The sequence below is a fragment of the Pseudoalteromonas sp. SR43-3 genome (assembly GCF_014163875.1).
GTDB classification, from domain to species: Bacteria; Pseudomonadota; Gammaproteobacteria; order Enterobacterales; family Alteromonadaceae; genus Pseudoalteromonas; species Pseudoalteromonas distincta.
The window spans coordinates 114,456-137,175 of sequence record NZ_JACJEC010000004.1 but is presented as its reverse complement, the minus strand read 5'-3'; the positions used below and the strand labels follow the sequence as shown (position 1 = coordinate 137,175).

Here is a 22,720-nt window from a genome sequence, read left to right as displayed (position 1 = left end):
TTGTATCAATAAATATTATTTACGTGCGTCTTTTAGTAAATCAGCGACTAAAAAGCCTAACTCTAATACTTGGTCGGCGTTAAGGCGTGGATCACACTGTGTTTTGTAACGCTGTGCTAAGTCATCGTCAGATAAACCGTAAGCACCGCCTGTACATTCTGTTACGTGCTGACCTGTCATTTCTAGGTGAACACCACCTGCGTATGAACCTTCTGCTTTGTGTACAGCGAAGAACTGACTGATCTCGCGCATGATATTATCGAAGTTACGCGTTTTGTAACCTGAAGTCGCTTTTTCAGTATTACCGTGCATTGGATCTGAGCTCCAAATTACTTTACGGCCTTCTTGTTGAACTCTTCTTACTAGTGCTGGGAGTTTTTCTGGCAGTACGTCTGCACCCATACGCGTAATTAGCGTTAAACGACCAGGAATATTATCTGGGTTTAATGCGTCAATTAAACGAATTAGGTCGTCAGGGTCCATACCTGGGCCAACTTTAACACCAATTGGGTTTTTAATGCCTTTAAAGAATTCAATATGTGCATGGTCTAGTTGGCGTGTACGTTCACCAATCCAAACAAAGTGAGCAGAACAATCGTACCAGTCACCCGATAAATGGTCGCGACGTGTTAGTGCCTCTTCGTAACCAAGTAGTAAAGCTTCGTGAGAAGTGTATAAATCGGTTTCTTTTAAGCTTGGCGCAATTGTAGAGTTAATTCCGCACACTTCCATAAACTCTAGTGCGTCTTGAATTTTATCTGCAAGTTGTTGGTATTTTTCTTTAAGTGGATTTGCAGCAACAAAGCCCATGTTCCAGCGGTTAACCTGGTGAAGATCGGCTAGGCCACCTTGTGCAAATGCACGTAATAAGTTTAACGTAGCAGCACTATGATGGTATGCAGTCATTAAACGTTGTGGGTCTGGAATGCGCGCTTCTTCTGTAAACTCAATATTATTAATAATGTCGCCACGGTAAGATGGTAAAGATACGCCATTAATTGTTTCTAAGTCTGCTGAACGAGGTTTAGCGTATTGACCAGCCATACGCGCTATTTTAACTACAGGGCATTTACCGCCATAAGTTAATACAACAGCCATTTGTAAAATTGTTTTGAATGTATCGCGAATATTAGCGGCATTAAAATCGCTAAACGACTCGGCACAGTCACCACCTTGAAGTAAAAATGCACGACCTTCGCACACGTCTTCAAGTTGTTTGAATAGGCTTCTTGTTTCTTCTGCAAAAACTAGAGGCGGAGCCGTTTTTAATTGGCCTTCTACTGATTTAAGTATTTCTTGATCTGGGTACTGTGGCTGCTGCAGTATTGGCAGCTCTCTCCAGCTATTTGGGTTCCACGATGACATAATTTTTCCTCATTCCTACATTACCTGTTAAGAAGAAATTAACGTATGCAGACCCCTATGTTCAAGGACTAAATTCACTATTTTCCAATTATTTAGTTATGAGTTAAGTATAAAAGTAATTTTATTTAACTCAGGTGATTATATAACAATCACTTTAGTTTTATTTTAAATAAACTAAAGTGATTAAAAACATACAATTAGAGTTAATTAGTTTCAATTTTAACACATTGAGAATAAATAAAGCACAAGGGTATATTATATGTATTTTATATAAGAACACATCATACTTAAATTGCGTCAAATGTAATCTTAACTTTACGGGCTAAATTAATTATTAACTAATAGGGACTATGTGCAGGCCTAAATATATGATATGGGGTTTTGTGTTGCTCATTTATATGCACTTTAAACCTAGTAGAATGGCGCTGTTGATTATTCTGATGCCAGAATATACTTACAACTGACACAAGGTTAATCTGCTGATTCAGCACTCATCTTCCCACCCTGCCGACAGCGTTATTTAGCAAGTTGTCATAACTAAAAACTTAACTGCCAGTGATGCCTTAAATGACTCTCATGCAAAAAGCATGTACGACATGCTGAGCTTTTGGATGATAAACCCATAGACAAAACACGTTATAATATTAATAACTAATTAGAGAAACAACCAAGCTAACACTATTATTTAGAACTTAACCGCACCAAGTTCATTTTACATCCCTCATTTATTACACTACATAGGCAATTAAGCTCTAAGCGGACTAACTCTTTAATCAATAAAACAGTACTAAATTACAGGAATAAGTAGAACCACTTACTCCAGAAAGAACACATCATACATTATTTGCTTTTAATGATATCTGAACGCCGAGTATTATTTTATTAAATATTTACTCAATGCAAAGTGCATGCAATAATATGGAGTTAGTAAGATGTGTTCTTTGAGGTGTGCCGTGGTTACTAAAGTGCAAATTAGGAGTCAGTTTGATTTAATGAACGAATTAACTTTAAGGTTAATTGAGGAATTAAACGAATGTGAGTTTTCCAGAGCAGAGTACTATCAGTTACCTGATGTAAGTAATTTAGATGAAAATAAGGTTCCTGAGTCCATACTTGTCTCTAAAATAACTGGAGCGCCGGCTCAAAAGGCAATTTTAAACTCCTTTTCTGACATTTATAAAAAATCGGGCTTAAGCAGTCGCGTGTTAAAAAGGCACCCTGGTTTACTTGTTATTAAAAATGCAGATAAACAAGCTTTAAATAATCGTATAGCACAAGTTAACAAAGCTAAAGCTAGCTTCAAAGAGTGTATATTGGCAATTGATAATAACGATGCCCGATTTGAGGCTGTTCATAATGCAATACCAAATTTAATAACACTTGCTGCTTATCGTAAGATTCACAGTGAGAGTGAATCACCATTTTCCGTTAGGTTTACTTGGATGCACAAGCACGCAACTAAAACATTGACTAAAAAAATGGCCCTCGAAATGCTCGACAAATCGGCTAGTTATCGAAATCCAAGAATGATAGATCAACAAAAATGGCAATCACTTGTAGCTCAAGAACAATTACGGGTTGCTAGTTTAGGTGAAAAGGAAAAATTAAGAATTCGTCGCCCTACTCGCGTAAGCCCTCAAGTTAACGTGAGATACACAGCACAAAACCGCTATCATGTGAGCGCCGCATTACCATTTATTCTGATTAATCCAGAACCAGACGTTAAACTAGGTATCTTACCTGATTATAAGAAACCCGAAGCTCATCCTCGAAAACGTGAGTATGATTTTTTAGTTGATAGGCTATATTTAGAACAAGTTGACCGATAGCTATTATGTTAAAAAGGCCACATATTGTGGCCTTTTTAGTAAATATGTACAGTATTTAAAATAACGTTTATTATTTTTCTACTATCTCTTCTATTTTATCTTCATCAATTAGCACTGCATTTTCAACAATACGTTTACCGCCTTGAATCTCAATGCGTTTGTTGTGTTTGTTCAATGTAAGTATTTCATCGCAAAACTGATCAGAGGGGTGCATTTCGTATGTGTAATCAATAATGTTACCAGTTTTGTCATCTTTGACGTTTGTAATGCTGTATTCTGATATAGCACCTTTTTCAATCAGATCTTTCATTGTGGTGGTCATATCACGACGAAGCGCTTTTAATTTATTTTCCGTAATATCATCAGTTGAATAAATAGATCCATATTTTTCCATAATAGAAAGTAATCTAAAATGATACGTTTTACCTGGAGCTGCATAACGCCAAAGGTGATACAAACGAAGCATCATCCAACGCGACAATCCCCGTTTTAATTCTTGTGCACTGTTAAAGTAATATCCTTTGTATTCAAGGTTATCAATCATGTTATGAACAAACGCGTTTAAGCAGGCCACACACTTTACATTGCCACCTTGACCTTTTTTGCCACTAAAGTGAAGTGACGATAAAAAGTTCATATTTGACTCGTAAAACGAATCATCTATATCGGAGTTTTTAGTATCGGTTGCTGAATATTTAAATGAAAGTTTAGAACCTTGCAATGCTTCAAGTGACTCTTTAATTGCAGGATAGGGCATTGACTGCCCTACCGCTTTGAGCTCTTGCGCTAATTCGTTCATAGAAAAAACAACCGCGTATTGAATACCGGACTTAAAATTAATTTTAACTATTTTGCCTTTAGAAGCTAAACGAATAAGTGCTCGTTCTACTTTTTCTTCTCTGTCCGATGGCCAAACAAGATACTCAATATCTTCACCATCTTTACGAGTACTGACAACAGCAGGGGTAATTTTTATCTCACCATCGTATAAAATACCATCTACTTTCTCTGATATTTTACGCGTAATGATTGTTTTTTTAGGCGCTTCTTCAAGTGGCAATTTTTTATAGCCAGAGCGAACAAAACGGCCCCACAAATCATAATGATTAAACGTGTTTGAATATGCACGTAAACCATGAGCTGCATTTTCAATAGAAATTCGCACGTCTTTGTTGTCTGTAAATAGTGCTAAACTTTCGTTATCAATTGCACTTTCCACCCCGTGGATTTGGCCCCTGAGTGTATCGGGCAAATTATCTACCGAGATGTTGACCTTTCGGCTCATTGTTCTTATTTCCATTTTTATTGCGACATCTAATAACAACACATTAAACAACAAAAGTTAAATGTTTAAGTTAGTATAAAAGTGATCTGACTTTAAATAAAACGTTTAGATCACTATTATACTAAGTAATGTACATAACTTACGATTTCAGATCATATTTTTACTAACTAGGTCATCTCAAATCGGTTTTTTACTAACTCAGCTGTTATTTTGTCCATCACAATGGCTTTATTTCAAAATTTAGCACGACAAATTCATACGAAAATTAATATCCCTGTGGATAAAGGCTTATCGAGTTAGCATAGATCTGATCTGTACCAAGTACAGATCAGATCTATACTAATTAAACGGACCTATTGACGCTAAGGTTAGTGCATAACTTTATAATTTACTTAGTAAAAAATTGATCTCAAGGGCTCTTTTTGTTCATAACCTTATGCACAACCTGTGTATAACTTGATTTAAAAAATAAGGCTTAGTAAAAAGGTGATCTGCAGGTAGATAAAGATCTGATCTTAACCAAGTATAACGCTGATCTGCTTTTTTTTTATATTGTTTATATTAATCATAATGTTATGTGTTAATTTAAGGTCCTTAACCTTTACTACCTTATATATTTAACCACCTTTAAACTTCTTTATTTATACTAAGCAATATTAAAAGTGTAAAAGTATTTTTAAATGTCTTCTTTTTAAAATGCATGTCGTCTTAAATAGTTGTTTACAGCAATTTGAATGGACATTATACTAACTGCCTAACTTTGAGGAAGAAAGTATGCCTATCAATAATAACGCGTTAAGTACCTACCGGCTTTTAAAAGCAACTGCCGAAGTAGCTGAAAAATCATTAGAAGGTCGTATTCAGCACTATCGTGCTCATCTTAAATCAGAAGAAAAAGAATTAAGAACTTATACGCAAAAAGCAGCTGCCGATTTATTAGGTTGTAATAATCGTACTTTAAAAAGACGTCATGACAACGGTGACTTTGATGATTTAAACATAAAACGCGGCGCCAATGGTCATTATGCTTACACATTAGTAAACATTTTTGCTATGGCTGATATTATGGATATTAAACCAGATCATCGTACTGATGATGACAAACTGCAAGTTATTGTCATTAATTCTCTCAAAGGTGGCTGTGGCAAAACAACCAGCATGGTTAATATTGCAGCAGCGCTGGCAACTACCAATATTAAGCGCTATCGCATTGGAATAATTGATTTAGATCCACAAGGCTCTTCTTCAAGCTTTTTTCCTTCAAGTGAACATGACCCAATTACTGTTGGTGATTTAATGCGTGATTGTATAGATTTAGATGAGGGCGAAACATGGCCTGAATTTGTTTCATACTCATTTTTACCAACGCATATCCCAAATATTCGTGTACTACCATCAGGTATGGACGATTTTTACTTTGAGCATGAAACTGCAACATTGCTCAAAGACACCTCAAATTATGAGCAAACTCGTCATTACCATAAGTTACTTGAAAAAGTAATTAACCCTGTTAAAGACGAGTTTGATATTATATTAATAGATACAGCTCCAACTCTTAACTTTATGTTTTATAATGCATTAATGGCTTCTACTGCGATGCTTATCCCTGTTCATCCAGAAGCTGTAGACTTTGATGCTAATAATAAATATTTAAAACGACTAGGCGAGATTTACCATACCGTTGCGGCACTTGGCCATGAGGGATGGGACTTTATGCAGTTTTTAGTAACCAACTATGTAAAAGGTAATCACTCACAGCGCGATATTGTTAAAGATGTTCGTAGTGCATTCGGTCGCCAAGTTATGAGTTACCCAATCAACCACAGCTCGGCGATTACTGCTAGCTCTTCGTCTTTCAATACTATTTTTGATCAAAAAGCGTCAGACAGCTTAGCAAGCCGTGAATCACTAATGCGCGCTCAAGAAAATATTAAAGATGTGGTCGATGAGCTAGAAATGCTTATTCGTTCAAATTGGCAGTCAACTCAATCAACACTCAATACCCCTAAGTAAGGATGTTAAATAAAAATGGCTAAAAAACGTAAAAATGACACCCGCTTAGATCCATTTGCAACAGCTGTAGGAAGTAGTAGCCTTGACGCATTACTTGAACAAGCAAATGCTGGTGATGTAATTCGCATGCCAGCACCGAGCGATCCTGAGCGCCAAATTACACTTGTTTGCAAAGTGATCGCACACGCTGACATTGAATCTACAACAGGTGTGTACGGTAAAAATCGCCGTGTACAAGCACTTCTTAACGAAAAGTCAGTATCGGATATTCTACCTGCCATTGCAGAGGATGGCCGTAATCAGCACCCTGCACTGCTTTGGGATCAGGGTGATAAAAGCTTAGTTTTAGCGGGTTCTCGCCGTCGTATGGCCTGTATTTTAGGTAACGCCGATTATTTAGTACTTAGTTCAAGTGACTTTACTGAGCAAGACGCTAAAATTTTAGCTGTATCTTCAGATCAATATATCGCTCCAAGTTTATGGGAGCTGGGACAAGCTTACCAGCAAACTAAAAATGAGCTTATTGAACAAGGTAAAAAAGGATCTTACAGAGAGATTGCTGCAATTGAAGGTGTATCACACACCGCCATTGCTGATTCTGTTAAAGCCTATGAACAAATACCTGCTGAAGTTATTGCACTCTACCCTACTGCGAATCACGTGGGTCGCGAAGTGGCTAAAAAGCTCATGAGCGCAAAGGAGAGAGACCAAGAGGCGTTTAATCAACTTGTTAGTGACCTAGCTAGTGATGAAGAGCTAAACGCCATTACAAGTGACGACAAGCGTGCAATGGCAATCACCAAACGCCTAACTGCTGAGCCTCAAGTTGCTGTTAAGCGTGAAGCTGTACTTGAAAATAAGTTTGTATCGGTACAACGCAATTTAAAAAGTGGTGATGTGTCTATCAAAATCGACAATAAAGTGATGACAGACAAACGCTTAGAACAATTAACTAAGCTATTAAGTGCCTTTAATTAGTTAGTTAAATAATGATCTGTCAGACATGTCTACTTAGTTAAATACTGATCTGACAGATTGTTTTGTTAGTAAAAATCTGATCTTTACTAGGCTAATCCTACCTTTAATAATCATATTTCCTCTTCAAGATCACTTTTTTACTAACTAATCGCCCCTTTTAGCTATTTGCTCTTGGTTTATTATTATTGTTAGTAAAATTGTGATCTATAACGTGTGGTTTAATCTTTATATTTGTATGTAGTGCCTAATATTTTGCGAAATTTTATACTCATTTTTACCTATAAACCGATTTTTTACTAAGTTATCAGCTCCAACCAGTTTATATCTTGTTAATAGTGCTTTAGCTCAGAGCACATAAGGCATATACTGGCAGAATTATTTTTAAAATTTAATGCTTAGAGTGACATGTCTGCTAACTTATCAAAAAATGATTTAATGGCTATTTTTGAAGAAATTAAAAATGAGCAGGCTACCCAGTTTCCTCTTTCTGAACGCTTTATTAAAAAACTTTTCCGCGAAAATGTCTTAGATAAAGGCAAAGAGTACTACAAGAAAGGTCAAATTACCTGGCTAGAGCATACCCCTAATTTTTCTGTTGTAGACTCTACCGTGCAAGTGGATAACGGATCATCATTTAACCAACGTATTGAGATCAGTAAAGTACCAACTGGTTATTCTGTTGATACACACTGTACGTGTAATGCAAAAACCAAATGCCGACATTTAGCTGCTATTTTGTTTAAGCTTAAAATAGAGCACTCTGGTGAATACGGTGAAGATTACTTCATTAATGATTGGTTTAGTGAATTAAGCGCTCTTAAAAGTGGTGATCAACATACACCCTCGCAAGTATTATTATTTGTATTAGATATTGAAAATAACAAAGTATTTTTAACACCTAAAATAGCTAATTTTGAGACTAAAAAAAATTACACGTTAGGCCGAAACCTCACTGAGCAACAGTTAAATAGTTTCGTAACGCCAAATGATTTACTCGAAAGTGATTTTAGATTATTTAGTTGGATACGTTCACAAAATGCAGTAGGAAGTATTGAGCTAAAAGGCCAATGGGGCTTTAGTGCCCTACAACAATTGATAGCTACTGAACGCTTGTTTTTTCAGCGCTCTCGCGTGCCAATTAAAGCGCAATCTGGCCAAGCATTGAGTTTTAGTTGGGAGCAAGATAAAGATCTATCACAATTAGTTATTAAGCTCGAGCAAACTCAAAACTGGGCTTTATTAAAAACAACACCGCCTACTTACCTCGATTTAGATCATTTAAAAGCGGGTCGTCTTCGTACACCATTGAGTGCAGACGAAATAGCGCATTTACAGACTATGCCTGCTTTGCATGACGCTAATTTTGACAGAATATATAAACAGCTTGCCGATAACTTTGGCGCAGGTGTTATACCGCACCCTACTAACTTGCAGCCAACGTTACCTAAGTTATCTAGTAACGCTGTTTTAAAAGTAACAATGGGCGAGCAAGGTTTATCACTTTCGCTGCTATTTAAGTATAAAAATAAAAACTATTTAGCTGGTTCTGCCCCAGCAAGTACTATAAATAGCGCATTTGAAAACACCGTAACTAACGAGCTAATCAATCTAGGGTTTGAATTTTGTAAAGGGGGTTTACAAAGTGAGCTTGTATTTACAAAGCAATCTCCTATCCATTTGCATTGGCTAATACACGAAGTATTTCCCGGCTTTAAGCAGCGTGGTTGGCAAGTCAGTGTAAGTAAAGTAACAAGCCCTAATCCACAATGTGAAGTGAGTTTACATGTACACCGTGCAGCAGGGCATCAAATGCACTGCAAAGTATTGTTGTGTGACGCAAAAGCAGCGCTGTTGTTTACTAATGCTGATTCGCTTTATCAGTCATTGAATCGCCAAAGTGAACTGTTTTATTACTACCCGCTTGGTCGTCAATTTGGGGTTATTAATAAGTCTGCCATTAACTTATTAAACGAATTTAAAGAACGCTTTGAATTTGTAAAAACACGTGACGAATTTAATATTCCGCTTTCGTATTTACCTGAACTAGTAAAGCACACAGCTATTAACGTAGAGCTTCACGACGATTCACTTGAGCTATATTTACAAGAGTTAAATAATACCGATAAGGCAATGCCTAAGGTTTCATTACATGGCTTAAATGACTCTGTAACACTTCGTGAGTACCAACAGCAAGGCGTTGATTGGCTTAGCTTTTTAAAACGTCATCAATTAGGTGGTATTTTAGCTGACGACATGGGGTTGGGTAAAACACTCCAAGTTATTGCATTTTTAGCGAGTACATTTAACCGCCCTCAAGCAGGCCCTACACTTATAGTGTGCCCAACTAGCTTGGTGAGTAATTGGAAAAACGAAATTACTAAGTTTGCTAAAAGTTTAAAAGTTACCACTATTTTTGGATCAAACCGTAACGATCCTTTACAACACTTAGCACAAGCGCAATGCATTCTTACTACATACCCGCTTTTAAAGCGTGATATTGCATATTATTCGCCATTATATTTTGAAAATATAATCCTCGATGAAGCACAATACATTAAAAACGATACCGCACAGGTTTCACGATTAGTTAAACGCTTAAATGCCGACTTTAAACTTTGTTTAAGTGGTACTCCAATCGAGAATAATTTACTTGAGCTTAAATCGTTACTCGATTTTGCTATGCCATCGTTACTTGGGTCTCAAGCCCACTTTAAGCAGCACTTTCAAACACCTATTGAGCGTGAAGCTGATATGCAGAGGGCTGAGCAGTTAAAAGCGTTAATTATGCCCTTTATAATGCGCCGCACTAAAGCACAAGTAGCGCAAGAGTTACCTGAAAAAACAGAGCTTACAAAAGAGTTTGAGTTTGAGCCTAAGCAAAAAGAAATGTATCAAGGCATTACACGTTCATTAGAAGAGAAGCTAATAGACTTATTTGCCGAGCAGGGCGCCCAAAAAAGTAAGCTTGCATTTTTAGAGGCACTTTTAAAGTTAAGGCAAATTTGTTGCCACCCTAAATTAATAGATCCAGATACTCAAGCAGGCTCCGCTAAGCTTGAATGGTTAACAACACACTTACCGCTTATGCTAAGTCTGGGTCGTAAGATTATTATATTTAGTCAGTTTACATCGGCACTCGATTTAATAGCCCAACGCCTTGAAGAAATAAACATTAACTTTAGTATGCTTACAGGGCAAACGCGTCAACGAGATAAAGTAATCGACGAGTTTACCAGTGGTAAAACATCCGTGTTTTTAATTAGCTTAAAAGCCGGTGGAACAGGCCTTAACTTAACACAAGCAGATACCGTTATTCATTTTGATCCATGGTGGAATCCCGCAGTAGAAAAGCAAGCGACTGATAGAGCCTACCGTATTGGTCAAACTAATCCTGTATTTGTTTATAAGCTCATAATGAGTAACTCAATAGAGCAAAAAGTATTTAAAATGCAGCAAGACAAGCAAGCCCTTGTTGATGCATTATTTACTGATAAATCAATGAGCTTTACAAAGTTTGATGAGCAGCAAATGTTGTCATTAATTAAAAACTAAAAAAGATCTAAAAAGTTTTGATCTTTTTATGAACTTAATTAAAAAGCGGACGTCTATCATTATGCTTGTTGATTAATTGCAGTTAACACAAGCATCATGTTGATTTCCCATTTAGTTACTAATTTTAGTAATGATTGAGCCAGCCCATTTTGAGTTGGCTTTTTTTATGTCTAAAATTTAGCGCGCAGCACTTATTTTAAAAGTTTTTTTTTTATGAACTTAATTCAAAAAGACGCGTCTACTATTATGCTTGTTGATTAATTGCAGTTAATACAAGTTTTCATGTTGATTCCCTATTTAGTTACTAATTTTAGTAATGATTGAGCCAGCCCATTTTGAGTTGGCTTTTTTTATGTCTAAAACTTAGCGTTCAGCACTTATTTTAAAAGTTTTTTATTTTTTTTGAACTTAATTAAAAAAGACGCGTCTACTATTATGCTTGTTGATTAATTGCAGTTAATACAAGTTTTCATGTTGATTCCCCCTATTTAGTTACTAATTTTAGTAATGATTGAGTCAGTTCATTTTGAACTGGCTTTTTTTATGCCCATAATCTGATTTGTTTAAATCAACCCGAATAAAAATAAATGATCTTCCGCAAATTAATTTGAATTAATTATTTTGTTATCCGGTCTACTCTAATGCCTGTTGCTATATAGCCTCACCTAATAATATTAGTTATTTTGGTGATTATGTATTTAAGTTGCAGCTTGCTCGGGCACATGTTGATTATCCCTTTGATTACTTAACTTAGTAATATTTGACCAGCTTATTTTAAGCTGGTTTTTTTATGTCTGTAATTTCTTAACTCCCCTACTTCTGTTGTTGGTTATTGGTTATGATGGCATGTCTCTAAATTTTATAAGTTTATTTTATGCTCACTCAAGTACTCACTAATATTGATTGGCTAAGCGCTGGTGCTGGTGTTGCTTTAGGCGCCCTATTTTACGGCGCTGTATCAACACGGCTTCGCAAAAAGCTACATCTACAAATAAGCGAACAGCAGCAACAGCTTTCCCTGTTACAAAACCAATTTGATAATAAAGAGTTGCAATACAGCGCCTTGCTAGAAGATCATGAACTGCTAGAACATACTCACCAAGAGCAGCGCGATGAAGCGCAGCATTTTAAAACGCGTTTTAGCGAACAAGAAAAACAAAGCATTCAATACAATCACTTTTGGCGTAAAGCCGAAGGCGAGCTGGCAGCGCTTCGTGAACAATACAATCAGCGCGATGTTGAATATAATAATATGCGCACTACCCTTGAGCAAAAACAGCAAAACTTTAGCGAGCAACTCGCGCAAATTGAGCAAAGTAAAAATACGCTCAAAAAAGAGTTTGAAAACCTAGCCAATAAAATTCTAGAAGAAAAATCACAAAGCTTTAAAACCTTAAATCAAGAAAGCATTGAGCAATTATTAAAACCAGTTCAAGGCGAGCTAAAAGGCTTTAGAGAAAAAATGGAATCAATGCACGTTGAAGACATAAAACAACGGACTGCGCTTAAAACCGAGCTACTGCATTTGCAAGCTAAAAGCCAAGCTATAACAGATCAAGCCGACAAGCTCAGTAACGCCCTACAAGGGCAAAAGAAAACCCAAGGTAATTGGGGCGAGCTTATGCTCGAAAACGTATTAGATAGTGCTGGCTTACGTGCAGGCGTTGATTATAAGCGCGAAGTGTCGTTTAACACTGAAAATGGCCGCTTGCGCCCTGATGTAGTTGTGTACTTACCACAGGGTCGCCACTTAGTTATTGATGCTAAAACTTCATTAAATGCCTATACACGCTACGTGAACGCTGAAAATGATCTAGATGCTAATCAAGCAATTAAAGAGCATGTAAACGCCGTTACAGCGCGTATTAATGAACTTGCGAGTAAATCGTACGACCGCTTACCAGGTATTAACTCGCCAGAAGTAGTGGTTATGTTTGTACCAATAGAATCAGCTTTTGTAGAAGCACTCAAATATCAAAGCGATATTTACCAACAAGCAATAGAAAAAAATATACTGGTAGCTACACCCACTACCCTGCTTACTAGCCTTAATATTGTTAAACAGCTTTGGCGTTTTGAAGAGCAAACCAAATATTCAAAAGAGCTGGCAAGTCGAGCGGAGCGTTTTTATAACAAGCTCAATGGTTTTTTATTGAGTATGGAAGGTGTAGGTAAGCAGCTTGATAAAGCAAAAGAAAGTTATGATAAAGCATTTTCGCAGCTATACCGTGGTAAAGGTAATTTAATTAAACAAGCATCAGAGTTTAAAGAGCTAGGTGTGTCGGTACAAAAAGAGCTGCCTAGTGAGAGCGTAGAACGTGCCCAATTAGAGTTAGATTAACCCTGATTTATTTTTTATTTAGTTTATGTAAGTTAAACCTTAAGGGTATTTATGAATAATAAGATTGTAGGAATTGTTTTAATCGTTATAGGTATCGCTTTAATTATGTGGGGATACGACGTGTATGATGCGGCGGCTTCGCAGCTTAGCCGTGCATTTAGTGGCGACACACCAATAGAAGCATGGGCGGGTATTATTGGCGGTGCCATCTGTGTGTTAATTGGTATTAAAAAGCTCAAGTAACCTGAACTTGAATAATTGATCTATTTAAGCAACTATTTTCAGCGCTAACTACGTTGAATTTAGTTGTAATAGGCAGCACTGCACAGTGTTACTTGGCAAGATAAAACTCTTACAGGGCTTGCCAGCAATTGCATTGTGAAAGAGAAAAATACGCCGTGTATTGCAAGGCAAACCTTCAATAATAAACGCTTCTGTAATATTTCCCAATTATTTCAACTACGCTCGGTTAAATTAGCCAATTATTGCCGCAATCGCTTTGCTAGTGAAATTATTTGTGCATCTTTAATTTATTGCGGTTTTGTCTACTAATTTGTACACATTTAATAAATTTAACCATTTTATGTTGTATAAATGAGTATTAAAGCGTGCACCAATTTGGAAGTATGCTTTTTTATCAAGCTATTAAAGTGCACTGTTTTGTGCATTTAAAAGGACTATACGAGTAAAGAAAATAATCAGTTTTAAATGTTAATTCAAACGTCTGTTCAGTGTTTGTTAATTTAACTATCTTATTGATAGTATTGGTATTTATTGTCTTCTTCTTGCTTGGGTTTGGTTGTTATTTATACTAGCTTATAGCGTAGATATTTAACCTACTCAAGGAGAATAGTCACATGGTATCTCGCAGAAATTTTATTAAAGCAGGGGCTGCTTTAAGTTTAGGCTCTATTTTTAGTGCTTCAGCTTTGGCTGAGCAACTAAAGGTAAAAATGTCTAACGGCAGTGTTATGCAAACTAAAGGATCAATAGATAAAAGCGCTGCTCTACCCACAAACGATGTTACTAACGCTAAGCATTACCGGCCGGAATCAAGAATGGGCTTGGGTGGCCTTGCCGCCGGGAATGGCTTTAATACTATATCAAGCGATACAGAAATTTTAACAATGCTAAATGCAGCATGGGATTCTGGTATTCGTCATTTGATACGTCACCTTTTTACGGTTTGAGTTTAAGCGAAAGGCGCTTCGGTGATTTACTTCGAAACAAAAAGCGTGAAGATTATGTTTTATCCTCAAAAGTAGGCCGCCTTCTTACCCCTTCAGCAGAGCCTGTAGAAAATAGTTGGCATTGGGCTGATCACTCACCGTTTCATTATAAGTATGATTATTCAGCCTCAGGCACGCGCCGTTCAATAGAAGATACTTTGCATCGTATTGGAGTAGCTTCACTCGATATTGTCTATATTCACGATTTATCACCACAAAACAGCGATATGGGAGATGACTGGCTTAAGTATTTTGATCAAGCGGCTAAAGGTGCTATTCCTGAGCTGACTAAAATGCGTGATGAAGGAATAATTAAAGGCTGGGGTTTTGGAGTAAATACACCTCATGCTGTTTATAAAGCGCTTGATATGTCAGACCCAGATATTTGCTTATTAGCGCTGCAGTATTCAATTTTAGACCACAAGCAGGCACTTGATAAAACCTTTTCTATGCTTGATAAACGAGGTATTTCAGCAGTCATTGGTGCGCCGCTTAATGGTGCTTTTTTAGCCGGTCGTAACCGCTTTAATTACTCGCCTAAAATTCCAGGGCCTATGCAGCAAAAGTTTAATGCAATAAGCGACATTGCATCTAAACATGGGATTGATATTAAAACAGCTGCACTGCAGTTTGCAGAGGCGCCTTCAACGGTATCCTCAATTATTCCTGGGGCACGCACGGAGGAGCAAATTAAAGCTAATGTAGCCTCAATGAAGGTTACTATTCCGGATGCGTTTTGGAGTGAGTTAAAAGCTAAAAACTTGATTGAACAAAACGCGCCAGTGTAAGTTGGCTATTTAGGTGTGCTACTTAAATGCGCCAGTGTAAGCACACCTATTTATAACTAATGTTTAATTAAGCCACACTTGAGAGGGTTGATTGTTGAGTGCTTGTATAAGCCCAATTAACACACTCTTGCGCTAAAATCGCGATGGTATCTAAACATGTATCGGGTGAATTAAATACTTGTTCATTTAAAACTAGCGGTATTTCGGTGCAACCAAATAGTACTGTATCGGCACCGTGGGCTAGCATTAGCTCATAACTTTGTTTTAAAAGATTATGTCCTGAGGTTAAATCTCCTGACTTAACCGCCGTTATACCTTGCATTATAAATGTTTGCTGTTGCTCGTTAGGCTCAATAAATTCAATATTGTGCTTACTAAATGCCGTCTGATATATCCGCATATTGAGCGTGGCTGTGGTCGCTAATATCCCTACCTTACGTTTGCCCGTTGCCTTTGCGCGCTTAATAACGCTTTGTACAATACTAATGGTATGCACATCAGCATTTTGCGTTAGTGCGTTGTACCAATAATGCGCGGTATTACACGGTATAACAATGCAACTTACACCTAAGCTAGTAAGTTGGTTAAAACCCTTTTTAAGCTCAAAAAATGGATTTTCATCTTCAATACCCATTAAAAATTTTGTTCTGTCAGGAATTTGCGGGATATTCCTTATAAACATAGGTATGTGCTCTTGATCACTCTTAGCAGGTGATAACGCAATTACTTGATTCATAAATGAGGCGGTAGCCAAAGGCCCCATTCCTCCCAATACTCCTAGTGTTCTAAGCATTGTTATATTCCGATAAGTTGTTACTGTATGGGTTAAATTTATCGTGTTTTTTTTGTTTTGAATAATGCTATTATTTTACTGCCCATGCTTAAATTGCATATCTTGAGTGAGTATTATGAATATAGAGAGTAAATGGTTAGAAGATTTTTTGGCCTTATCTAATACAAAAAGCTTTTCGCAGGCCGCAAGGCTTAGGCATATAACGCAACCTGCTTTTAGTCGACGAATTAAAGCATTAGAAGAAGCCGTAGGTGCAGAGCTAATAGATAGAGAGAACTTACCAATTACACTTACCTCAAGCGGTAAAATATTTCATATAACAGCGCGTAATCTAATAAACCAAATGAATAACTCAGTGAGTATGTTAGAAGAACTCTCCTCTGAAGAAATTCACTCAGTAAAGGTTGCTGCAGCGCACTCATTAGCTACGTTTTTAGCGCTAAAGCTGTCGAACTTTCATAGTAAAAGTGATCGCAAAGTAGTCCTCAATATAGAAGCCATTGATGTTGATAAAGCCACTGCTACGCTCGAACAGGGCGCATGTGACCTACTTATTGCTTTTGATAACGAACGATTAAAGTTACCTCCGTTTAGTCATCAAAAAATAGGCAGTGCAGAGTTATTGCCAGTGAGTGCCTGCAATGCAAACGGTAAGGCAATATACAATTTAGAAAGTGATGGGTTTGTACCTCACTTAGCTTACAGTTTAGATTCTTATATGGGTAGGCAGTTAGAGCCGATAATATCGGGCTCTAAACTTAAAAAAGTATTTGTATCGTCGATGACAGAGCTTTTAAAAATACAGGCTTTAGAGGGTAATGGCATTGCTTGGTTACCAAACTATGTCATTACTAAAGAGCTAAAAGAGAAAAGTTTAGTTGTGGTTGGCCAAAAGCATCATTGCGTACCTATTACATATTATGCGTATCGGTACCATGCAGCGCTTCACCCTGGCGGCGAGAGCGTCTGGAATAAATTAAAAGAGCTAAATGTATAACGCAAAAAATTACTGTAAACCCCCATTACAGTAAAATGGGCGTTATTAATTTAACGCGCTCACAGTAATATGAATCTGTATTTTAATTATATTCCTATTTTATTATGGATTTTTACTTCCATAATAATTGGGTGTTTTGTCCCTTTTTTTATTTGCTTAGATAGTGACGAATTATCCATATCATGCAGTGCTGCGGCTTTGGCAAATGAGCCTTGTTGCACTACATCTACAAATAACGTTAATTGATTAGTTATCGACATATCACTGTCCTAAATCCCAGTAAGGTGTATCGCCATAATAGCCACTTGCAAAATCAACAAACGCACGTACTTTACTGGGTAAAAACTGTCTGTTTGCATACACCATGTAAAGCCCCATTGGCTCGGGTTCGTAGTCATTTAAAATGCGCACTACTTTACCTTGAGCCAGTGCTTCCCCTGCTATAAATGTTGGCTGCATAGCAATACCACCACCCGCAATGGCTGTATTTAGTAGCAAATCACCATTGTTAGCCACAAAGTTACTTTCAAGCTTTAGCTCGCTTTTTAACTCATTAACCCCAAATAATCGCTTTGTGGGTTCGCTGTGGGAATAGCGTAAATAATTATGTGACTGTAAATCTAGCAGTGTTTGTGGCGTGCCATGGCGTTCTAAATAGTCGGGTGATGCAAACACCGCTAGGTGTATAGGTGCAATTTTTTTAGCTATCAACGTTGAGTTTTTTAATACACCAATGCGCAGAGCAATATCAATACCCTGCTCTACTATATCTACATATTGGTCGGTGAGCCGTAAATCTAACTTTAAATTTGGATACTGATTTTGAAAATCAACCAACAAACCTGCTAAATGCTTAGTACCAAACGACATAGGTGCACTAATACTAAGCACACCCGATACACTTTCGCTTAAGTTGTTTAGTGAGTTTTCCATGTCTTCAATATCAATAATCACTTGCTGACAACGCTGATAATATTGATTTCCAGCCTCTGTAACACTTACTTTTCGCGTTGTACGGTGTAATAAACGCGTGCGTAGATTATCTTCCAGCGCAGAAATATATTTGCTGACTAACTGCGGGGAAATATCGAGCTTATCGGCCGCTTTTGAAAATGATCCTTCTTGCACAACGGCTAAAAAGGTCTTCATGGTGGTGAGCTTATCCATATTTAACAATACTTTGTTGATAATGTATAAATAAGTATCATATTTATCGTCAAATTAGAAACTTATATAGTGTTTATAACACGTCTATTTGTTTAAGGTTTTAGTATGACTCAGCCTGCTTTATTTATATCTCACGGCTCGCCAATGATGGCTGTACAGCAATCGGCTACGTCAGATTTTTTTGCATCATTAGGTCAAACGCTTAGTAAACCACGAGCTATTGTGGTGTTTTCTGCCCACTTTGATGAAGCGCACGATATAGTTATTACATCCGGAGATGCGCCGCATACTATTCACGACTTTTATAACTTCCCCAAGCCCCTGTATGAAATTCAATACCCAGCACTAGGAGACCCTAAGCTTGCTAATACTATTAGTGAGTACTTTTACAAAGCGGGTATTAAAGCGGTGCAAAATGCAGATCAAGGGTGGGATCATGGTGTGTGGATCCCGCTGTGCTTAATGTACCCAGCAGCTAATATTCCCATTGTTCAGGTGTCTATTAACACGCGTTTGGGCGCTCAGGCTATGTATAAATACGGGCAGTTACTTGCACCACTGCGCTACGATAACGTATTAATTATTGGCTCAGGCGGTATTAGTCACAATCTACGTGAAATATTTAAAAACCCTGCTACACCTAATCGTGTTCAAATGGTTAATGAGTTTACCCATTGGGTTGAGCAAAAATTAATAGCGCAAAACACCCAAGCGTTACTTAACTATTTAAATGAAGCACCCAATGCTTTATTTAATCACCCTACCCAGGAGCACTTTTTACCTCTTTTTGCAGCGCTTGGAAGTAGTGACGGTAAAGCCAAAAAAATACATGAAGATATAGAAATGGATATTTTAGCGCTTGATGCGTATAAGTTTTATTAAATTGAGCGTTCGTTCAAAGTAAGTTAAGCTGTAAGCAAGTACTCTAAACCAACTTAATTTATTTTATTGCGGAGCAAACATGGCAACTACACTTGCATTTGACGTATACGGGACGCTAATAAACACTCACGGCGTACTGTCCTTACTCGACGACATGATTGGCGATAACGCCCAAGCATTTTCAAATACATGGCGCGAAAAGCAATTAGAGTATTCATTTAGACGTGGATTAATGCAAAATTATATTCCTTTCTCGCTATGTACAAAACACGCACTCGATTACGCCTGCTTAGCGCACAAAACCGAGCTAAGTGAAGATCAAAAGGGGCAACTGCTAGAGCTTTATAAAACGCTTCCTGCGTTCGATGATGTAAAAGCAGGCCTTGAGCAATTAAAAGCGAAGGATTACCGTTTGTTTGCATTTTCAAACGGCGCTGCCGACGCAGTTCATACCTTATTAGAAACCGCTGGCATTAGTGAGCTTTTTGAAGGGGTAGTAAGTGCCGACGACGTTAAAACCTTTAAACCAAACCCAGGGGTTTATAGCCACTTTTTACGCGAAACTAATTCAACAGGCGCAAACACGTGGCTTGTATCAAGTAATCCGTTTGATGTAACCGGTGCCATATCGCATGGTATGCGCGCGGCGTGGATTCAACGATCTAAAGAATCTATTTTCGATCCGTGGGAAATACAGCCAAATACTATTGCAACCGACTTACTCGATTTAAAAGCAAAATTAGAAAGCGTTAACTAATTTTCTATTCCCTCTTTTGCTCAGGTATTAAGTGCCATGAGTGTAAAGGGGGTTTACGTTTTAACTATTTACTCCCGCCTTTATTAGCTCAATCACTGTATTCATACGTTTTGCCAACGGCCTATTTCGGTGATGGCACACATAAATACTTTCGCTAATTGGATTAGCTAAATGGTGCGTTTTAATAAGCGCAGGTTTATTAAATGCGCTAACGGCATGCGCAGGTAAAACCGTAAAACCTAGCCCTAAACTTACCGGCTCCAGTATTAAACTTATCTGGTTAGAAAACCCCGTGCGTTTAATTTGATCAACATGTTCAAACTCACTGTAGTTTTCGCTTAGTAATAGCTGCGCGTGGTGTTTTGCATCGGGGTGGCCAATAAAGCCAAGCTCACATAAGACCTCCCACGTTGGGTTTTTAATATGTGCGGGGGTGACAAGTAATAAGGCTTCTTTACCAATTTTGTGGCTGGTAACTTCGCTAAGCGTCGGAGCTTGAGTTAAAAAAACTATGTCGGCACTGTGGTTTGCCACAGCTTGCTCTACACTTGTATTGGGTGCAAAGCGATAATCAATATTAAGCTCGGTATGCTTTGCCTGCAGCGCTAATAATTGGCTATAAAATTGTAGCCCACAACTACCAGGCGATTGTATTTTTACCAAGCCGCTGTAAGGCGAATCATCTTTTAATTGTTGTTCTAAAAATTGCCATTCTTTTAATAACAAACTGCCTTGCTGATACAAATTTTGCCCATGTACGGTAAGGGTAAATTGTTTGCCGTGACGCTCTAATAGCGCGCAGTTTACTTGTTGCTCAAGCTTTTTAATATGCTGGCTTACGCCAGATTGGGTCATAAAAAGGCGTTCGGCGGTTTGGGTAAAGTGATTTACCTCAACCAACGTACAAAACGTGTTTAACCATGCAGGGTTTATCATTACAAAACATACTCAAAATGATGATTAATGATAATTTTACTTAATATTGTTCAGTTCGTAAACTAACTCCTTCAACTAGCCACAAGATAAGTCACAAGTTAAAGAGGAAGCATTATGAGTCATACATATCCACGTAGTTTTTCGCACATTGGTATTTCGGTTCCCGACGTTGAAAAAGCAGTCGAGTTTTACACTAAGGTTATGGGTTGGTACACAATAATGGAACCGACTTTAATTACCGAAGACAAAAGCCCAATTGGCGAAATGTGTACAGAAGTATTTGGCGAAAAGTGGGAAAAATTCAAAATAGCGCACCTATCTACAGGGGATCGTATTGGTGTCGAAATTTTCGAATTTAAAAACCAAGAAAACCCAAAAGACAATTTTGAATACTGGAAAACAGGCATCTTTCATTTTTGTGTTCAAGACCCTGATGTAGAAGGTTTAGCTGAGCGTATTGTAGAAGCTGGCGGTAAAAAACGTATGGAAGCCCCTCGTTATTACTACCCGGGTGAAAAGCCGTACCGCATGATCTACATGGAAGACCCGTTTGGTAACATCCTTGAGATTTACAGCCACAGCTACGAGCTTATTTACAGCGCAGGGGCTTACTAAAAGCACTTAGCTTAAAAAAGCATTTAGCTAAAAACAAAGACCGCAGTATTTATTACTGCGGTCTTTTTGTTTCAGTTATAGAGTTTTTAAATACACTTCACCGTCTTCTTATTCTCTATAACTTGTTTTTGCTTAGCTTGTGCAGCATGTTTTTCCCTGAGTTGAAAATATTATCAACCTCCAGAAAAGCACTACCAATCGAACTGTGTCCTAGTGAATTTATGAACAACATAATGTATTTGTCAGGAACTTTTGCTCTTATCCACAAACAGGCTACATGTCAGTACCGCTGAGATTAAAAAACAAAACATTACGCTTAATGTAAATAATATAAAGTTTTCATTTTTTGATATAGCTGCTCCTTTAAGGAGTATTTCACCGCTATTAAGTGCATCTACTCCTACATAGATCATCAACGGAATTACAAAAAATGCATTGCTGAGCTTAATAAGTAAGTCCTTTGATGAAAGACTTACTAATTGAGAAGCTTCATGGTCTTCTTCGTCTCTATTTAATAGTTCGGCTTTTAATAGCTCAAAGCGTTCAGGGTACAAAGCCCTATCAATAGACGTAATAGCTTCTTGCAATTCGGTAACAGAATATTCTGAATAATTTGGTTCCATCTATTAAACCTTCTCCAGTGCCTAGCACCTGTGTAAGCGTTAGTCTTTGATACTTATTAGAAAAATGATTTTAAAGTGTAGCCACATTGAACTAACTCTTTTGCTACTTGGTTTTTCCATGCACCAGGATCATCAATAGTGACATACAAAACACCACTTATATCATTTGGAGTTTCAAGAGCCCCTTTAACTAAAGGGCAGACATTTTCTCGACCAAGCTTCGCAATAAGGTAACCATGTTCAAACACTACATTTTGTCGTGCTCTATTTTTTGGAGGGTTTGGCTCTGTTATAGCTCTCCCTAAATCACATGGAGTATATAAAACAAGAGCAAAATCAGCATCATTTGAATAATGTTCAATTTTTTCAATAATTGTCATTCCTGCGTTAGCTTGCTCATGCAGGATAATAGCTTCTAAACCAAGTTGCTCGACAAAGCGACTTACTTCTTGTTTTACTTCGTTGTTATGTCCATGAACAATAAACACTTTCCGTTTGTTACGAGGAACTTCTTTAGCTGGAGGCACTGGTGTATTTGTAGTAGTTGGCATTATTCCCTGAGTTGGTTGC

Annotated in this window: 20 protein-coding genes; 12 read left to right on the top strand and 8 right to left on the bottom strand. The window is 37.5% G+C overall.

What is annotated here, in order from left to right; genetic code table 11:
* Positions 1–15 precede the first annotated feature (15 nt).
* Complete coding sequence (locus H5088_RS07005) at positions 16–1,365, bottom strand: class II 3-deoxy-7-phosphoheptulonate synthase (RefSeq protein WP_024596521.1); 1,350 nt, start codon at positions 1,363–1,365, stop codon at positions 16–18.
* A 953-nt stretch (positions 1,366–2,318) separates the two neighbouring features.
* On the opposite strand from H5088_RS07005, the gene H5088_RS07000 reads away from it, so the two are divergent.
* Positions 2,319–3,194, top strand: coding sequence for a DNA replication terminus site-binding protein (locus H5088_RS07000; protein ID WP_165723776.1), 876 nt, complete (start codon positions 2,319–2,321; stop codon positions 3,192–3,194).
* 70 nt (positions 3,195–3,264) lie between these two features.
* On the opposite strand, the gene H5088_RS06995 is transcribed toward H5088_RS07000, so the two are convergent.
* Positions 3,265–4,479, bottom strand: coding sequence for a hypothetical protein (locus tag H5088_RS06995; protein WP_024596523.1), 1,215 nt, complete (start codon positions 4,477–4,479; stop codon positions 3,265–3,267).
* 774 nt (positions 4,480–5,253) lie between these two features.
* On the opposite strand from H5088_RS06995, the gene H5088_RS06990 reads away from it, so the two are divergent.
* From H5088_RS06990 to H5088_RS06965, 7 genes are all read left to right on the top strand, one after another.
* Positions 5,254–6,492 carry an AAA family ATPase gene (locus tag H5088_RS06990; RefSeq protein ID WP_182752535.1) on the top strand — a complete coding sequence of 413 codons (1,239 nt, stop codon included), beginning with the start codon at positions 5,254–5,256 and terminating at the stop codon, positions 6,490–6,492.
* 15 nt (positions 6,493–6,507) lie between these two features.
* Positions 6,508–7,470 carry a transcriptional regulator gene (locus H5088_RS06985; protein ID WP_182752534.1) on the top strand — a complete coding sequence of 321 codons (963 nt, stop codon included), beginning with the start codon at positions 6,508–6,510 and terminating at the stop codon, positions 7,468–7,470.
* A gap of 405 nt (positions 7,471–7,875) precedes the next feature.
* A complete protein-coding gene (locus tag H5088_RS06980) occupies positions 7,876–11,022 on the top strand; it encodes a DEAD/DEAH box helicase (RefSeq protein WP_182752533.1) in 3,147 nt (1,048 codons plus the stop codon).
* Positions 11,023–11,896: 874 nt separating this feature from the next.
* On the top strand, positions 11,897–13,363 hold the full coding sequence (gene rmuC, locus H5088_RS06975) for a DNA recombination protein RmuC (RefSeq protein WP_182752532.1): 1,467 nt from the start codon (positions 11,897–11,899) through the stop codon (positions 13,361–13,363).
* A 51-nt stretch (positions 13,364–13,414) separates the two neighbouring features.
* On the top strand, positions 13,415–13,606 hold the full coding sequence (locus H5088_RS06970; protein ID WP_024596528.1) for a DUF3185 family protein: 192 nt from the start codon (positions 13,415–13,417) through the stop codon (positions 13,604–13,606).
* Between the two features lie 614 nt (positions 13,607–14,220).
* Positions 14,221–14,553 carry a hypothetical protein gene (locus tag H5088_RS20295; RefSeq protein ID WP_259398097.1) on the top strand — a complete coding sequence of 111 codons (333 nt, stop codon included), beginning with the start codon at positions 14,221–14,223 and terminating at the stop codon, positions 14,551–14,553.
* Positions 14,505–15,380: an aldo/keto reductase gene (locus H5088_RS06965; protein WP_259398096.1), complete on the top strand. Its 876-nt coding sequence runs from the start codon at positions 14,505–14,507 to the stop codon at positions 15,378–15,380. Before H5088_RS20295 ends, H5088_RS06965 begins: the two co-directional genes overlap by 49 nt.
* Positions 15,381–15,447: 67 nt before the next feature.
* On the opposite strand, the gene H5088_RS06960 is transcribed toward H5088_RS06965, so the two are convergent.
* The gene (locus tag H5088_RS06960; protein ID WP_182752531.1) at positions 15,448–16,173 is read right to left on the bottom strand and encodes an aspartate/glutamate racemase family protein; all 726 of its coding nucleotides are present in this window, start codon (positions 16,171–16,173) and stop codon (positions 15,448–15,450) included.
* Between the two features lie 115 nt (positions 16,174–16,288).
* On the opposite strand from H5088_RS06960, the gene H5088_RS06955 reads away from it, so the two are divergent.
* Positions 16,289–17,170: a LysR family transcriptional regulator gene (locus H5088_RS06955; protein ID WP_182748275.1), complete on the top strand. Its 882-nt coding sequence runs from the start codon at positions 16,289–16,291 to the stop codon at positions 17,168–17,170.
* An 86-nt stretch (positions 17,171–17,256) separates the two neighbouring features.
* On the opposite strand, the gene H5088_RS06950 is transcribed toward H5088_RS06955, so the two are convergent.
* The gene (locus H5088_RS06950; RefSeq protein ID WP_259398095.1) at positions 17,257–17,430 is read right to left on the bottom strand and encodes a LysR family transcriptional regulator; all 174 of its coding nucleotides are present in this window, start codon (positions 17,428–17,430) and stop codon (positions 17,257–17,259) included.
* A 1-nt stretch (position 17,431) separates the two neighbouring features.
* Positions 17,432–18,337 (bottom strand): LysR family transcriptional regulator, encoded by a 906-nt coding sequence (locus H5088_RS06945; RefSeq protein ID WP_165723779.1) that lies wholly within the window; start codon positions 18,335–18,337, stop codon positions 17,432–17,434.
* A 105-nt stretch (positions 18,338–18,442) separates the two neighbouring features.
* Between H5088_RS06945 and H5088_RS06940 the strand changes: the two genes are divergently transcribed.
* Together H5088_RS06940 and H5088_RS06935 are read left to right on the top strand one after the other, a co-directional pair.
* Positions 18,443–19,219, top strand: coding sequence for a class III extradiol ring-cleavage dioxygenase (locus H5088_RS06940; protein WP_182752530.1), 777 nt, complete (start codon positions 18,443–18,445; stop codon positions 19,217–19,219).
* Positions 19,220–19,298: 79 nt separating this feature from the next.
* Positions 19,299–19,976 carry a haloacid dehalogenase type II gene (locus tag H5088_RS06935; RefSeq protein WP_002959247.1) on the top strand — a complete coding sequence of 226 codons (678 nt, stop codon included), beginning with the start codon at positions 19,299–19,301 and terminating at the stop codon, positions 19,974–19,976.
* Between the two features lie 60 nt (positions 19,977–20,036).
* Here H5088_RS06935 and H5088_RS06930 read toward each other — a convergent pair whose 3' ends face one another.
* A complete protein-coding gene (locus H5088_RS06930; RefSeq protein WP_182752529.1) occupies positions 20,037–20,912 on the bottom strand; it encodes a LysR family transcriptional regulator in 876 nt (291 codons plus the stop codon).
* A gap of 114 nt (positions 20,913–21,026) precedes the next feature.
* On the opposite strand from H5088_RS06930, the gene H5088_RS06925 reads away from it, so the two are divergent.
* A complete protein-coding gene (locus H5088_RS06925; RefSeq protein WP_002959229.1) occupies positions 21,027–21,527 on the top strand; it encodes a lactoylglutathione lyase family protein in 501 nt (166 codons plus the stop codon).
* Positions 21,528–21,769: 242 nt separating this feature from the next.
* Here H5088_RS06925 and H5088_RS06920 read toward each other — a convergent pair whose 3' ends face one another.
* Positions 21,770–22,150: a hypothetical protein gene (locus tag H5088_RS06920; protein WP_182752528.1), complete on the bottom strand. Its 381-nt coding sequence runs from the start codon at positions 22,148–22,150 to the stop codon at positions 21,770–21,772.
* Positions 22,151–22,206: 56 nt separating this feature from the next.
* On the bottom strand, positions 22,207–22,701 hold the full coding sequence (locus H5088_RS20290; protein WP_259398094.1) for a nucleotide-binding protein: 495 nt from the start codon (positions 22,699–22,701) through the stop codon (positions 22,207–22,209).
* Between the last annotated feature and the right edge of the window lie 19 nt (positions 22,702–22,720).

Coding starts and splice junctions, on each gene's coding strand:
- H5088_RS06940 (WP_182752530.1), top strand. CDS start 18,443: ATGACTCAGCCTGCTTTATTTATATCTCACGGCTCGCCAATGATGGCT.
- H5088_RS06930 (WP_182752529.1), bottom strand. CDS start 20,912: ATGATAAACCCTGCATGGTTAAACACGTTTTGTACGTTGGTTGAGGTA.
- H5088_RS06925 (WP_002959229.1), top strand. CDS start 21,027: ATGAGTCATACATATCCACGTAGTTTTTCGCACATTGGTATTTCGGTT.
- H5088_RS06960 (WP_182752531.1), bottom strand. CDS start 16,173: ATGCTTAGAACACTAGGAGTATTGGGAGGAATGGGGCCTTTGGCTACC.
- H5088_RS06920 (WP_182752528.1), bottom strand. CDS start 22,150: ATGGAACCAAATTATTCAGAATATTCTGTTACCGAATTGCAAGAAGCT.
- H5088_RS20295 (WP_259398097.1), top strand. CDS start 14,221: ATGGTATCTCGCAGAAATTTTATTAAAGCAGGGGCTGCTTTAAGTTTA.
- H5088_RS06950 (WP_259398095.1), bottom strand. CDS start 17,430: ATGTCGATAACTAATCAATTAACGTTATTTGTAGATGTAGTGCAACAA.
- H5088_RS06995 (WP_024596523.1), bottom strand. CDS start 4,479: ATGAGCCGAAAGGTCAACATCTCGGTAGATAATTTGCCCGATACACTC.
- H5088_RS06945 (WP_165723779.1), bottom strand. CDS start 18,337: ATGGATAAGCTCACCACCATGAAGACCTTTTTAGCCGTTGTGCAAGAA.
- H5088_RS06985 (WP_182752534.1), top strand. CDS start 6,508: ATGGCTAAAAAACGTAAAAATGACACCCGCTTAGATCCATTTGCAACA.
- H5088_RS06955 (WP_182748275.1), top strand. CDS start 16,289: ATGAATATAGAGAGTAAATGGTTAGAAGATTTTTTGGCCTTATCTAAT.
- rmuC (WP_182752532.1), top strand. CDS start 11,897: ATGCTCACTCAAGTACTCACTAATATTGATTGGCTAAGCGCTGGTGCT.
- H5088_RS06970 (WP_024596528.1), top strand. CDS start 13,415: ATGAATAATAAGATTGTAGGAATTGTTTTAATCGTTATAGGTATCGCT.
- H5088_RS06935 (WP_002959247.1), top strand. CDS start 19,299: ATGGCAACTACACTTGCATTTGACGTATACGGGACGCTAATAAACACT.
- H5088_RS07005 (WP_024596521.1), bottom strand. CDS start 1,365: ATGTCATCGTGGAACCCAAATAGCTGGAGAGAGCTGCCAATACTGCAG.
- H5088_RS06990 (WP_182752535.1), top strand. CDS start 5,254: ATGCCTATCAATAATAACGCGTTAAGTACCTACCGGCTTTTAAAAGCA.
- H5088_RS06980 (WP_182752533.1), top strand. CDS start 7,876: ATGTCTGCTAACTTATCAAAAAATGATTTAATGGCTATTTTTGAAGAA.
- H5088_RS20290 (WP_259398094.1), bottom strand. CDS start 22,701: ATGCCAACTACTACAAATACACCAGTGCCTCCAGCTAAAGAAGTTCCT.
- H5088_RS06965 (WP_259398096.1), top strand. CDS start 14,505: ATGGGATTCTGGTATTCGTCATTTGATACGTCACCTTTTTACGGTTTG.